General features: G+C 49.3%; 11 protein-coding genes. 9 read left to right on the top strand and 2 right to left on the bottom strand.

What is annotated here, in order from left to right:
• The 9 genes from CAG65_RS22230 to CAG65_RS07870 all read left to right on the top strand — a co-directional run.
• Positions 1 to 186 (top strand): hypothetical protein (locus tag CAG65_RS22230; protein ID WP_237668778.1); only part of this gene is annotated, 186 nt, incomplete at its 5' end.
• Between the two features lie 177 nt (positions 187 to 363).
• Positions 364 to 1,563 carry a type III PLP-dependent enzyme gene (locus CAG65_RS07835; protein ID WP_161453257.1) on the top strand — a complete coding sequence of 400 codons (1,200 nt, stop codon included), beginning with the start codon at positions 364 to 366 and terminating at the stop codon, positions 1,561 to 1,563.
• 235 nt (positions 1,564 to 1,798) lie between these two features.
• Positions 1,799 to 2,632 (top strand): mechanosensitive ion channel domain-containing protein, encoded by an 834-nt coding sequence (locus CAG65_RS07840; protein ID WP_161453259.1) that lies wholly within the window; start codon positions 1,799 to 1,801, stop codon positions 2,630 to 2,632.
• 562 nt (positions 2,633 to 3,194) lie between these two features.
• The gene (locus CAG65_RS07845; RefSeq protein WP_161453260.1) at positions 3,195 to 4,826 is read left to right on the top strand and encodes an ABC transporter substrate-binding protein; all 1,632 of its coding nucleotides are present in this window, start codon (positions 3,195 to 3,197) and stop codon (positions 4,824 to 4,826) included.
• Positions 4,827 to 4,944: 118 nt separating this feature from the next.
• Entirely contained in the window at positions 4,945 to 5,865 is a 921-nt protein-coding gene (gene oppB / locus CAG65_RS07850) for an oligopeptide ABC transporter permease OppB (protein WP_021704173.1), read from the top strand.
• A 15-nt stretch (positions 5,866 to 5,880) separates the two neighbouring features.
• A complete protein-coding gene (gene oppC / locus CAG65_RS07855) occupies positions 5,881 to 6,783 on the top strand; it encodes an oligopeptide ABC transporter permease OppC (protein WP_161453261.1) in 903 nt (300 codons plus the stop codon).
• A 27-nt stretch (positions 6,784 to 6,810) separates the two neighbouring features.
• Positions 6,811 to 7,782, top strand: coding sequence for an ABC transporter ATP-binding protein (locus CAG65_RS07860; protein WP_161453264.1), 972 nt, complete (start codon positions 6,811 to 6,813; stop codon positions 7,780 to 7,782).
• Positions 7,779 to 8,771: a murein tripeptide/oligopeptide ABC transporter ATP binding protein OppF gene (gene oppF / locus CAG65_RS07865; protein WP_021704170.1), complete on the top strand. Its 993-nt coding sequence runs from the start codon at positions 7,779 to 7,781 to the stop codon at positions 8,769 to 8,771. Before CAG65_RS07860 ends, oppF begins: the two co-directional genes overlap by 4 nt.
• A gap of 217 nt (positions 8,772 to 8,988) precedes the next feature.
• Positions 8,989 to 9,942 carry a glutathione S-transferase family protein gene (locus CAG65_RS07870; protein WP_161453262.1) on the top strand — a complete coding sequence of 318 codons (954 nt, stop codon included), beginning with the start codon at positions 8,989 to 8,991 and terminating at the stop codon, positions 9,940 to 9,942.
• 130 nt (positions 9,943 to 10,072) lie between these two features.
• Here CAG65_RS07870 and pta read toward each other — a convergent pair whose 3' ends face one another.
• Both pta and CAG65_RS07880 read right to left on the bottom strand, forming a co-directional pair.
• A complete protein-coding gene (gene pta, locus CAG65_RS07875) occupies positions 10,073 to 12,217 on the bottom strand; it encodes a phosphate acetyltransferase (RefSeq protein WP_161453263.1) in 2,145 nt (714 codons plus the stop codon).
• Between the two features lie 167 nt (positions 12,218 to 12,384).
• Positions 12,385 to 13,581 carry an acetate kinase gene (locus CAG65_RS07880; RefSeq protein ID WP_021704167.1) on the bottom strand — a complete coding sequence of 399 codons (1,197 nt, stop codon included), beginning with the start codon at positions 13,579 to 13,581 and terminating at the stop codon, positions 12,385 to 12,387.
• Between the last annotated feature and the right edge of the window lie 223 nt (positions 13,582 to 13,804).

Here is a 13,804-nt window from a genome sequence, read left to right on the forward strand (position 1 = left end):
ATATTAGGATTGCTTGGTATATTCATGTTTTCTGCCCAAGAGAAAAAATATGCCGATTCGGGAATGTTCACTCTGGGACGCTTGAGACCAACGGCCTGTATACTCAGGATTAAAAATGGTTATCAAAACCATAAAAATGTTTTGCTTTCAAATGGCTGCTTTTTTATTGCGCCTGGTGAGGGATGACCTTACTATCGCCGTGCTTCTTGATGATAGCCAATCCGAGTACATCACAGTTGGTTTTGTGGCAAGGCGATAGAGCAACTATCCAAGAGTGACTTTGACTGCGCATCCGCGCTTTTTTTGACGCTCCACTTTTCATCATATTGCCGATGGAAGGTGCCTTTATATTAGAGGTTTGCCATGGCTCACGCACACTCAGTTCTGAATTTTCAATCTTTCACTTCTCCAACGCTGTCGGCGGATGACATTGCACTTATCGAAACCTCGGTGGAGCAATTTGGCGCACCATTATTAATGCTTGATTGCGATGTCATTCGTCAGCAATACCGTGCGCTGCATAGCGCGCTGCCAACTGTGACACTGCACTTTGCTTTGAAGCCGCTACCGCATCCGGCCGTGGTCAGAACCCTGATGCAAGAAGGAGCCAGTTTTGACTTGGCCACCACAGGTGAGGTTGAGCTGGTGGCACAGGAAGGGGTTCCGGCTGAGCGTACCATTCATACTCACCCGATTAAACGCGACGCGGACATTCGCGATGCCCTGGCGTATGGATGTCATGTCTTTGTGGTTGATAACCTCAATGAGCTGGAAAAGTTCAAGGCTTACAGCGACGACGTTGAACTGCTGGTGCGTCTGAGTTTTCGAAATTCAGAAGCGTTCGCCGATCTGTCGAAAAAATTTGGCTGTTCACCTGAGCAGGCGCTGACCATTATCGAAACGGCGCAGGCGTGGAATATCCGTGTGAAAGGCTTGTCTTTTCATGTGGGATCGCAAACCACTAATCCGCAGAAATACGTGGACGCGATCCGAACCTGTAAAATGGTGATGGAGCAAGTGGTCGCATGTGGTTTACCTGCACTGAGCACACTGGATATTGGTGGGGGGTTCCCGGTTAGCTACAGCGAAGCGGTGATGCCCATTGATCAATTTTGTATGCCGATCAATCAGGCGTTGAGCGAATTACCTGAAACCGTTCAGGTTCTGGCAGAGCCGGGGCGTTTTATTGTGGCCCGAGCGGTCATGAGTGTTGCATCTGTGATGGGGCAAGCGGAGCGAGAAGGTCAGATGTGGTACTACTTGGATGATGGCATTTATGGTTCGTTCAGCGGCTTGATGTTCGATGACGCGCAATACCCACTGGTGACTCTGAAACAGGGTGGTGAGCTGATCCCTAGTGTGTTGTCTGGCCCAACTTGTGACAGTATTGATGTGATTGCCGAAGACGTGATGTTGCCGAAACTGGACAACGGTGATTTGGTGATTGGTCGTATGATGGGCGCTTACACCAGCGCTACGGCGACTGACTTTAACTTCTTTAAACGTGCTCAAACCGTGGTGTTTAATGAAGAGACGGAGATCAATGCTCGCCTGATTGGTTAATGCCACTCAATGTATCTGCTCGTCAACGCTCACTCCGGTGAGCGTTGTTGTTTTTGCACGTTATTTCCACGTTGCAGCGATGGTAGGGATGAATTTTTACCACTTGTCTCATCTTTTCGCTTTGCGCTCGATAAGCTTTGCTATATTGTCTGCGCGCTTAACAAATTGCATGTAAGCAGAAACAATAATCGTTAATAATATCAGCAATATAAATTGCTCTGTTTGGAGAAAAACGATGGCCGTTGAGTCTGTAAATCAGGTGAGTGACTGGTTGGTCAGTCATTCAGGCTTGTTGGTTCAGTATGGCGTCAATGTGATTGCCGCTCTGTTGATCCTGATTGTGGGGAGTATGCTCAGCAAAACCATCGCCGCTACGGTTGAAAAGTTGTTGGGTCAAAAGGGGGTGGATAAGGCCGTTACCAGCTTTGTCTCCAGTATTGTTCGCTATGGAATTTTGGCCTTTGTGCTGGTTGCGGTGCTGAGCCGGATTGGTATTGAGACGGCGTCGATCATTGCGGTACTGGGTGCGGCAGGTCTGGCGGTGGGCTTGGCGCTGAAAGGGTCACTGTCCAACTTCGCGTCCGGGGTCTTGATTGTGCTGTTTCGTCCGTTTAAGTCGGGCGACTTCATTGAGGCTGCTGGTGTTTCGGGTTCGGTGCAGGCGATTCAGATTTTCTCAACCATACTGAAAACCGGCGACAACAAGATGATTGTGGTACCGAACTCGTCGATCATGAAAGGCCCGATCACCAATGTCTCCCGTTACGATACCCGTCGGATCAATTTTGTGTTTGCGGTTTCCTACAAGGCGGATCTGAGACAGGTTCAACAGGTGCTGCGTGAGGTGGTCGAAAGTGATCCTCGCGTGTTGAAAGAGCCGGAAGTTAAGATTGGAGTCAACGCGTTGGCGGAGTCATCGGTACAGCTTATTGTGCGTCCTTGGGTCAAGCGTTCTGACTACTGGCCTGTATTCTGGGACCTTAACCTGGCTGTCAAAGAAGCTCTGGACAGCAATGGCATCGAAATACCGTTTCGTCAGATGGATGTGCATTTACATCAAGTCGACTAGCACTCTGAGTGGAAGAAAAGCGCGGGCAATGCCCGCGTTTTTTTATGTGTGCTGTTCCGCCAACAGACGCTTGATATTGAAGCGTTTTATGTCACTGTGTGAGTAAGCGCACGGTGGCATAGGTGCGGAAGGATACAGACGGTGATAATGCTCACAATTAGTGCTTAAACTGGCGGACGATGATAAAAGCAGGATGCCAATTGAGTAAATAAAATGTTAAATTTGTTGCAAGTGGGCAGATGATAATGCTGATTAAGCGTTATTTTTTAGTCAATTCGGTATGAGTCTCTGAGCCGTACTATCTAAATAATCCAAAAATGCGGAGTTTAGATTTTTAGCAGACTTTTTGACCAGAAACTTGACGAAAACGTAATATTAAACCGCTTTTTGCTACATTTTTATGGCAAATTGCTTCAATGATTGCTAATGTGTGCCCCAATCTTTGTAGGGCCTTTAGGTTTTTATTTTTAGTATTTGCGCTAAAGAAATCTAAATCACTAGCCGTTCTGGTGAACTCTACAAGGAAGTCATGGATGCAAAATAAAAACTTGGAGTTTTACGCATGTATAAGAACAAAATCACTCAGGCACTGCTTCTCGGTGCCGGTCTTGCAGTGGCCGCCACTTCTACGGCAACTTTCGCAGCACATGTTCCAGTTGGTACTAAACTCGCCGATGTTCAGGAATTAGTCCGTGGTAACGGTACTGAAGTTGCGTCTCTGGATCCTCAAAAAACTGAGGGTGTGCCAGAATCGCACGTTATCCGTGATCTATTGGAAGGCTTGGTAAACCAGGACGCGGACGGCAATACCATCCCTGGTGTTGCAGAAAGCTGGGAAACGACAGACAACAAAACCTTCACTTTCCACCTACGCAAAGACGCAAAATGGTCTAACGGCGATCCTGTAACCGCTGAAGACTTTGTGTACAGCTTCAAGCGTGCCGTGGATCCAGCAACAGCGTCTCCATACTCGTGGTACCTGGAAATGACCACCATGGAAAATGCTGCCGATATTATTGCTGGCAAAAAAGACAAAGAGACTCTGGGTGTTAAAGCACTGGACGCGAACACACTGGAGATCAAACTGGAAACAGCGCTGCCTTACTTCGTGAAGATGATGGGCCACACCACTGTTAAACCAGTTCACCGTGCAACGGTAGAGAAATTCGGCGACAAATGGACCAAACCTGAACATTTCGTTGGGAACGGTGCATTTGTACTGGACAACTGGGTTGTGAACGAGCGTATCGAACTGAAACGCAACAAGTTCTACTGGGACAACGAGCACACTGTGCTTGACAAGGTCACTTACCTGCCAATCGAGAACCAAGTGGCTGAAATGAACCGCTTCCTGTCCGGTGAAATCCAAATCACAAACGAACTGCCAATTGAGCACTTCAAGCGTCTGCAAAAAGAGCACCCTGATTTTGTTCAGGTACAGGGTAACCTGTGTTCTTATTACTACGGTTTCAACAACAAGAAAGCACCTTTTGATGACGTTCGCGTCCGTAAGGCCCTGTCTTACGCTATCGATCGCGACATCATTTCAAAAGCGATTCTGGGCCAAGGTCAGAAACCGGCTTACTTCCTGACGCCTGAAATCACTGCAGGTTTCCACCCGGAAATGCCTGCTTACGGCAAGATGACTCAGAAAGAGCGTGAAGCAGCGGCGAAGAAGCTGCTGGCGGAAGCGGGCTTCGACAGCGCCAACCCACTGAAATTCACGCTGCTTTACAACACTTCTGAAAACCACAAGAAGATTGCGACCGCTATCCAGTCTATGTGGAAGAAGAGCCTGGGCGTAGACGTTTCACTGGAAAACCAAGAGTGGAAAACTTACCTGGACACGCGTCGTCAGGGGAACTTTGACGTCACTCGTGCTGGTTGGTGTGGCGACTACAACGAAGCGTCTTCATTCCTGTCTCTGATGCAGTCAAACAACAGCTCTAACGATCCTAAGTACTTCAGCAACGAGTACGATGGCGTGATGGAAAAAGCGATGGCGACAACCTCTGAAGCTGAGCGCGAGAAGCTGTACACTGACGCAGAGAAACTTCTGGCTCGCGATATGCCTATCGCACCAATCTACCAATACGTGAAGTCGCGTCTGGTATCGCCAACTGTTGGTGGTTACCCAGCGAACAACGCGGAAGACAAGATCTTCTCCAAAGATCTGTACATCAAAGCTAAGTAACCTTACTCAGCAAAAAAATTATAAATAATCCAGACACTGCATGTGCTATCGAATGATAGAGACGCACATGCAGCGTCTTTCTTCATTTTAAATTGTCACAGACTGAAAGAGTGAGTTTATGATTAAATTCATTGCAAAACGGATATTTGAAGCGATCCCAACCATGTTGGTTTTGATCACTATATCTTTCTTTCTGATGCGTTTCGCACCAGGTAACCCGTTCTCTAGTGAGCGACCATTGCCTCCTGAGGTAATGGCAAACATCAATGCTAAATACGGTCTTGATAAACCAGTATTCGAGCAGTACACCACTTACTTGACCAACATTATGGTCGGTGATTTTGGTCCTTCGTTTAAATACAAAGATTTCACGGTAAACGAGCTGATTTCTGATGCCCTGCCTGTTTCAGCGAAAGTGGGCTTCGTTGCGTTTATCTTCACCCTTATTATGGGGGTCACCGTCGGGACGATCGCGGCTTTGCGGCAAAATACCTGGCTTGATTACACCATCATGGCGACCGCCATGCTCGGGGTGGTGATGCCATCTTTCGTGTTGGCTCCGGTTCTCATCTATCTATTCTCGATCAACCTTGGGTGGCTGCCCGCCGGGGGCTGGCTGGACGGCTCCTTCAAGTACATGGCGTTACCAGTATTAGGGATGTCCTTGTTATACGTGGCGACGTTCGCACGTATTACCCGTGGTTCAATGATTGAAACGCTGAACAGCAACTTTATCCGTACTGCACGTGCAAAAGGTCTGAGCTACCGCTACATCATCCTGAAACACGCGCTGAAACCTGCACTGCTTCCTGTTGTGTCGTACATGGGCCCGGCCTTCGTCGGTATCATTACCGGTTCTGTTGTTATTGAAACTATTTTCGGTCTGCCAGGTATCGGCAAACTGTTTGTAAACGCTGCATTTAACCGTGACTACTCACTGGTTATGGGTGTAACCATTCTGATTGGTTTCCTGTTCATTCTGTTTAACGCAGTAGTGGATATTCTGCTTGCAGCGATTGACCCGAAAATTCGTTACTAACAGGGAAGTATTAGTATGTTGACGAAAAAAGAGAATCTGGACGCGATCGAAAAGTTTTCCGAAAACCTGGAAATTGAAGGTCGCAGTTTGTGGCAAGACGCCCGTATCCGCTTTATGCGTAACAAAGCGGCGATGGTGAGCCTGTTTATTCTGATGCTGATGACTCTGGCAGTCATTTTCCTGCCAATGCTGGCACCGTATACGTATGAAGACACTGACTGGTACGCGATGCACGCAGCGCCGTCGATGGAACATTTGTTTGGTACGGATGCGTTGGGACGTGACTTGTACGTCCGTACTCTGGTAGGTGGTCGTATCTCATTGATGGTGGGCGTGATGGGCGCGTTGGTTGCGGTACTGATTGGTACGCTTTATGGCGCGGCATCGGGCTTCATCGGTGGCAAAGTTGACCGTATTATGATGCGTATTCTGGAAATCCTGTACGCGATTCCGTTTATGTTCCTGGTGATTGTTCTGGTGACGTTTTTTGGCCGTAATATCGTGCTGATTTTCGTCGCGATTGGTGCAATTGCCTGGCTGGATATGGCCCGTATTGTACGTGGTCAGACACTGAGCCTGCGTAGCAAAGAGTTTATCGAAGCGGCGCACGTGTGTGGTGTCAGCAACTGGAAAATCATCACCCGTCATATTGTGCCAAACGTATTGGGTATCGTTGCGGTTTACTCAACCCTGCTGATCCCAAGCATGATTCTGACGGAATCTTTCCTTTCATTCCTTGGTCTTGGCGTTCAAGAGCCAATGACAAGTTGGGGCGCACTTCTGCAAGAAGGGGCGAACACCATGGAAGTGGCGGTATGGCAGTTGGCCTTCCCGGCATTGTTTATGGTCGTGACGCTGTTCTGCTTCAACTACGTTGGTGATGGTCTGCGCGATGCGCTGGATCCAAAAGACAGATAAAAATAGAGCAAGATTAAGGAAGCAATGATGAGTTTATTAGATGTCAAAGATCTGCGCGTCGAATTCACCACGCAAGATGGTATCGTTACCGCAGTCAACGATTTGAACTTCTCCCTGAACCAGGGAGAAACATTGGGTATTGTGGGTGAATCGGGCTCAGGTAAATCCCAGACCGTTTTCTCTATCATGGGTTTGCTGGCTAAAAACGGTAAGATCTCTGGTAGCGCAAAGTTTGAAGGTAACGAGATCCTCAACCTGCCAGAAAAAGCCCTCAACAAAGTGCGTGCTGAACAGATCGCTATGATCTTCCAGGACCCGATGACGTCGCTTAATCCGTACATGAAGGTCAGCGATCAGCTGATGGAAGTACTGATGCTGCACAAAGGTATGGGCAAAGCAGAAGCGTTTGAAGAGTCTGTACGTATGCTGGAAGCGGTGAAAATTCCGGAAGCGCGTAAGCGTATTACCATGTACCCGCACGAGTTTTCAGGTGGTATGCGTCAGCGTGTAATGATCGCCATGGCTTTGCTGTGTCGTCCGAAACTGCTGATCGCCGATGAGCCGACAACGGCACTGGACGTAACCGTCCAGGCGCAGATCATGGACCTATTGAATGAGCTGAAGAGCGAGTTCAACACTGCCATCATCATGATCACCCACGATCTGGGCGTCGTTGCTGGTTCGTGTGACAAAGTACTGGTGATGTACGCCGGTCGTACCATGGAATACGGCACGGTAGACGAAATCTTCTATAACCCAAGCCACCCATATGCGGAAGGTCTGCTAAAAGCCATCCCGCGTCTGGATACCGAAGGCGAAATTTTGCCGACGATTCCAGGCAACCCGCCAAACCTGCTGCGTTTGCCACCAGGTTGCCCTTACCAAGAGCGTTGTCACCGTGTGACTGAACGTTGTAAGAGTGAAGCACCGATTCTGACTCCGTTTGGTGACGGTCGTCAGCGTGCATGTTTTTCTGATTGGGAGGCTTGGGCAAAATGAGCATAGACAAAAAACTATTGTTAGATGTTAAAGATCTTAAAGTTCACTTCAGCATCGCATCGAAATCCGCCTGGCCATGGTCAAAGCCGGCTAATCTAAAAGCCGTCGACGGCGTTAATATCCGTTTGTATGAAGGTGAAACGTTGGGCGTTGTGGGCGAATCTGGTTGTGGTAAGTCCACTTTTGCTCGCGCTATTATCGGTTTGGTTGAAGCAACAGATGGCGAAGTGGTGTGGCTGGGTCAGGATCTGACTAAGATGCAGAACATCCAGCGCCGTGAAACGCGCAAAGAGATCCAGATGATTTTCCAGGATCCTCTGGCGTCACTGAACCCACGTATGACAGTGGGTGACATCATCGCCGAGCCGCTGGAGACGTTCTATCCGGAGTTGTCTAAAGACGAAGTGAAAGGCCGCGTCAAGCAGATGATGGCGAAAGTCGGCCTGCTGCCAAACGTGATCAACCGTTACCCGCATGAATTCTCAGGTGGTCAGTGTCAGCGTATCGGGATTGCCCGTGCTCTTATCCTTAAGCCCAAGATGATCATTTGTGACGAGCCAGTGTCGGCACTGGACGTTTCGATTCAGGCTCAGGTAGTGAACCTGCTGAAAGAGCTGCAAAAAGAGCTGGGCTTGTCTTTGGTCTTTATTGCCCATGACCTGTCGGTCGTCAAACACATTTCAGACCGTGTACTGGTGATGTACTTGGGGAACGCAGTGGAATTGGGGGAGGCCGATGCACTGTTTGCCGAACCTAAGCACCCTTACACCCGTGCGTTGATGTCTGCGGTACCAATTCCGGATCCGAAGCTGGAACGCGCGAAGAAAATAGAGATGCTGGAAGGCGACCTGCCATCACCAATCAGCCCGCCATCGGGTTGTGTCTTCCGTACCCGTTGCCCTCAGGCGACGGAGGTGTGTGCTCAGCAACGCCCATCTATTCAAGGTAACGACACACACGCGGTGTCCTGCCTGCACGTGGAAGTGTAGTATCCACCCATTCAGCCTGTGACGGGCTTAAGCGCGGCTGCTTTTTTAGCGTCGCGCTTTTTTTGTTTTTGTTGCAGGTAATTGAGTCTGACCACTTTTGCCAATTCCATCGAAATTTTCGAACAACTAAGCCAATTCGGTTGGGTTTAGCCACTATGCTGTCAGGCATAGAATGAAACCGTATTAGATATAAACAAGATTGAAACAGGTGAATGATATGGGCAAGCTGATAGAGGGTAAGTGGCACGACATCTGGTATGACACAAAGGCAAGCGGGGGCGAATTTGTCCGTGAAGATGCCGGCTTTCGTCACTGGATCAAGAACAAGCCAGACGCAATGTTTGCACCGGAGTCGGGGCGCTACCATTTGTACGTTTCACTGGCTTGTCCGTGGGCTCACCGCACATTGATCCTGCGTAAATTGAAGCAGTTGGAAGAACACATTGATGTCACGGTGGTGTGTCCGGATATGCTCAGCGAAGGCTGGCAGATGGGGTTGCCAGAGCCGCTGTTTGGTCATCGCCGGTTACATCAGATCTACACTGAAGCCAAATCTGATTACACTGGTCGGGTAACGGTACCTGTCTTATGGGACAAGAAGCACAACACCATCGTCAGCAATGAATCCTCGGAAATCATCCGTATGTTCAACTCGGAGTTCAACCAACTGACGGGCAATCAGGACGATTATTACCCGGCAGGGCTGCGACCGCTGATCGATGAGTGGAATGATTACATCTACCCGAACATCAACAATGGGGTTTATCGCTGCGGTTTTGCGACGTCGCAGGAAGCCTATGAAGAAGCGTACGATAATTTGTTTGCTGCTTTGGACCGCGTTGATGCACATTTGGCGACGCATCGCTATCTGGCAGGAGAGCAAATCACCGAAGCGGACTGGCGTTTGTTTACTACGCTGATCCGTTTTGATGCTGTGTATGTCGGCCACTTCAAATGCAACAAACAGCGCATTGCCGATTACCCGCATCTGAGTGGTTATCTGAGAGAGTTGTATCAGATTGACGGTATTCGTGAGACGGTCGATTTTTATCATATCAAGCGGCACTATTACTTTAGCCACAAGACCATCAATCCGACCCAAATCGTGCCGAAAGGGCCTGAATTGGATCTGGAGGCTCCCCACGGACGAGACACGCTCTTCGCTAAATAACTTCGTTTATCTTGCGCAGGCCAGCCTCAACAGCTGGCCTTTGTGCTATGTCGACAGAGCCACGTTTGAGTGGACGCTGACCAATAAAAAAGCCTCCCGGTTGGGAGGCTTTTCTGCTTAAGGTACAGAATCAGTTTTGATCCTGATCTGCCTGAATCGCGGTCAGTGCGATGGTGTAGACGATGTCGTCAACCAGCGCGCCACGAGACAAGTCATTCACTGGCTTACGCATACCTTGCAGCATAGGACCGATAGACACGAGGTCTGCAGAACGCTGTACGGCTTTGTATGTAGTGTTACCTGTGTTCAGGTCCGGGAATACGAAGACAGTCGCTTTACCCGCCACAGGCGAGTTTGGTGCTTTTGATTTCGCTACGTTTTCCATGATCGCCGCGTCGTACTGCAGTGGACCATCGATAACCAGATCAGGACGTTTTTCTTGCGCCAGCTTGGTCGCTTCACGTACTTTATCAACGTCCGCACCTTTACCTGACTCACCAGTCGAGTAAGAGATCATCGCAACGCGAGGATCGATACCAAATGCCGCAGCTGAGTCGGCTGACTGGATTGCGATTTCTGCCAGCTGTTCAGCGGTTGGATCCGGGTTGATTGCACAGTCACCGTAAACCAGAACCTGATCAGGCAGCAGCATGAAGAACACTGAAGAAACGATTGACGCGTTTGGTGCAGTCTTGATGATCTGGAACGGAGGAACGATGGTGTTAGCGGTTGTGTGAACCGCACCAGACACCAGGCCGTCTACTTCGTTATTTTCCAGCATCATGGTACCCAGGAAGACAGAGTCCTGCAGTTTCTCACGAGCAACCACTTCAGTCATGCCTTTCGCGCCGCGCAGTTCAACCAGACGGGCTACGTAGTTTTCACGGATGGCATCCGCATCAATGATTTGTACGCCAGCACCCAGTTCAACACCTTGCTGAGCTGCAACACGTTTGATCTCTTCTGGGTTACCCAGCAGGACACACTCTGCTATGCCGCGTTCAGCACAAATAGCAGCAGCTTTAACGGTACGAGGTTCGTCACCTTCTGGCAGTACGATACGTTTGCCTGCGCGACGGGCAAATTCAGTCAACTGGTAACGGAATGCCGGTGGGCTCAGGCGACGTGAACGCGTGGTGCCTTCTGTCATGGATTCGATCCAGTTGCCGTCGATGTGGCCTGCAACGTGATCGTTGATGAATTCAATACGCTCTTTGTCGTCTGCTGGTACTTCCAGACTGAAGCTTTGCAGATTCAAAGATGTTTGCCAGGTGTTGCCTTGTGCTTTAAAGATTGGCAGGCCAGTCTCAAACGCAGGTTTACACAGGTTGTTGATCTCTGCCGGGATATCGTAACCGCCAGTCAGCAGGATTGCGCCGATTTCAACGCCGTTCATTGCGGCCAGAGATGCTGCAACGATTACGTCTGGGCGGTCTGCTGAAGTCACCAGCAGTGAACCTGGTTTAAAGTGCTCAATCATGTGTGGCAGAGAACGTGCGCAGAAGGTGATGCTCTTGATGCGACGAGTCTGGATGTCACCCTGATTCACCACTTCGGCATTCAGGTGCTTCGCCATGTCGATAGCACGAGTGGCGATCAGATCGATGCTCCAAGGCACACAACCAAGAACGCGGATAGGAGAGGTGTTAAAGATCTCCATCACTTTCATTTCGTTCTGTTTTGCGCTGTCGGCATCATCGAAGATCTCAGACAGGTCAGGGCGAGTACGGCCTGCTTCATCAACTGGTGCATTCAGTTTGTTGATGATTACGCCAGAGATGTTTTTGTTTTTTGTGCCACCGAAGTTAGAACAAGCGACTTCGATACGCTCTTTCAGCTGTGCAGGGTTGTCCGTGCCAGGGGTCGCAACCAGAACAATCTCAGCACCCAGAGTCGCAGCGATTTCTGCGTTCACCTGGTTAGCAAACGGGTGTTTGCGAGTCGGTACCAGACCTTCGATCAGCGTTACGTCTGCATCTTTATTGATCTGGTTGTAACGCTCTACTACTGTTTCCAGCAGCTCATCCATTTTGTCGTTACCGATCAGGCTGTCGGCAACAGACATCGCCATTGGCTCGCCGATTTTCATATCGCTGTTTGCTGCAACGATGGTCGACGTCAGATCCGGTTGATCGCCGCCAGCGCGAGGTTGCGAGATAGGCTTGTAGAAAGAAACCTTAACGCCTTTACGCTCCATAGCGCGCAGTACGCCCATGCTCACACTGGTAAGACCGACACCAGCGCTGGCAGGAATAAGCATAATAGTACGGGACATTGAGTAAGAACCTCTAACTATTTGACACCAAGCCGACGGAGCAGAGACTCAGTCAGAATGGTATTCGGGAGAAAAGCTCAACTTCTTTGCGACTCGGAACAAAAGCACAAACCAAATTGAGCCCCAAAACGGAAACTGGCTAACTTGAGTTAGCCAGTTTGGGTCAATTACAGACCAGCCAGACGTGCTGTGTCTTCTGCAATGACTAGCTCTTCGTTAGTTGAGATAACCATGGCAGGGATGCGGCTGTTTGCTGAAGTGATGGTGCCTTCGCCGCCGAAACGTGCTTTCAGGTTTGCATCGCTATCCACTTCGATACCGAAGATGCCTAGACGGTTTAGAACCATTTCACGGATAGGTGCAGAGTTTTCGCCGATACCGCCAGTGAAAACGATCGCATCCAGACGACCTTCCAGAGACGCAGTGTAACCTGCAACGTATTTCGCCAGACGGTGGCAGAATACGTCCATTGCGCGAGTCGCTTCTTCTTTGGTGCCGTAGTTGTCTTCAACGAAGCGGCAGTCAGACGTTACTTCAGTCAAACCTTGCAGACCAGACTCTTTGGTCAGCATGGTGTTGATTTGGTCTACAGAGTAGCCCAGAGTGTCGTGCAGGTGGAAGATGATCGCAGGATCGATGTCACCACAACGAGTGCCCATCACCAAACCTTCCAGCGGAGTCAGACCCATTGATGTATCAACAGACTGGCCATTTTTAACTGCACATACAGATGCGCCGTTACCCAGGTGACAGTTGATGATGTTAACTTCTTCTACTGGTTTGTTCAGCAGGTTTGCCACTTCACGTGTAATGAATAGGTGTGAAGTACCGTGCATGCCGTAACGACGGATGCCGTGCTCTTTGTACAGGTTGTATGGCAGAGCGTATAGGTAAGACTCTTGCGGCATAGTTTGGTGGAAAGCCGTATCAAACACAGCCACGTTTTTCAGTGCTGGGAATGATTTTTGTGCAGCTTTGATACCGATGATGTGCGCTGGGTTGTGAAGTGGTGCCAGAGTGGCACAGTCTTCGATACCTTTCACAACGTCGTCTGTGATCAGTGCAGACTGAGTGAACTTCTCACCGCCGTGTACGACACGGTGACCAACCGCTTTCAGCTGATCTGCAAGTTCTGGTTTTGAAGCAAGGATAGTTTCGACGATGAAAGACAGCGCTTCATCGTGTGCAGCACCTTCGCCCAGTTGCGCTTCGTGTTTGCCATCAAGTTTCCACTTGATACGAGCTTCTGGAAGATGAAGACATTCAGCAAGACCTGATAGGTGCTCGTCGCCATTTTCCGCGTCAACGATCGCGAACTTAAGAGAAGAACTACCGCAGTTTAAAACTAAAACTAGCTTAGACATGAGTGACTACCTGTAATAATCGGTTTAGATAAAAATCATTCTCAAGAATAGCCGAACTCCAAGAGTGCGTACTAATCCTGGTCAAAAAAACTTCAATTTCCGTATAATGAGCTGCTGCTTTACCTTCAAAGCCAGCAGTGCGATCCTTGCAGAGATGGTCTCAAAGTTGCCTAAATTGTAAATAAGAGCAACAATGAGATTGAGGGTGTGCAAAGGATAGCGA

The organism is Vibrio sp. V39_P1S14PM300 (assembly GCF_009904765.1).
Taxonomy (GTDB): domain Bacteria; phylum Pseudomonadota; class Gammaproteobacteria; order Enterobacterales; family Vibrionaceae; genus Vibrio; species Vibrio proteolyticus.

What these genes read in the sequence shown, in the direction of transcription:
- CAG65_RS07870 (WP_161453262.1), top strand. Translation starts at nt 8,989, where the DNA reads ATGGGCAAGCTGATAGAGGGTAAGTGGCACGACATCTGGTATGACACA.
- pta (WP_161453263.1), bottom strand. Translation starts at nt 12,217, where the DNA reads ATGTCCCGTACTATTATGCTTATTCCTGCCAGCGCTGGTGTCGGTCTT.
- oppB (WP_021704173.1), top strand. Translation starts at nt 4,945, where the DNA reads ATGATTAAATTCATTGCAAAACGGATATTTGAAGCGATCCCAACCATG.
- oppC (WP_161453261.1), top strand. Translation starts at nt 5,881, where the DNA reads ATGTTGACGAAAAAAGAGAATCTGGACGCGATCGAAAAGTTTTCCGAA.
- oppF (WP_021704170.1), top strand. Translation starts at nt 7,779, where the DNA reads ATGAGCATAGACAAAAAACTATTGTTAGATGTTAAAGATCTTAAAGTT.
- CAG65_RS07880 (WP_021704167.1), bottom strand. Translation starts at nt 13,581, where the DNA reads ATGTCTAAGCTAGTTTTAGTTTTAAACTGCGGTAGTTCTTCTCTTAAG.
- CAG65_RS07860 (WP_161453264.1), top strand. Translation starts at nt 6,811, where the DNA reads ATGAGTTTATTAGATGTCAAAGATCTGCGCGTCGAATTCACCACGCAA.
- CAG65_RS07845 (WP_161453260.1), top strand. Translation starts at nt 3,195, where the DNA reads ATGTATAAGAACAAAATCACTCAGGCACTGCTTCTCGGTGCCGGTCTT.
- CAG65_RS07840 (WP_161453259.1), top strand. Translation starts at nt 1,799, where the DNA reads ATGGCCGTTGAGTCTGTAAATCAGGTGAGTGACTGGTTGGTCAGTCAT.
- CAG65_RS07835 (WP_161453257.1), top strand. Translation starts at nt 364, where the DNA reads ATGGCTCACGCACACTCAGTTCTGAATTTTCAATCTTTCACTTCTCCA.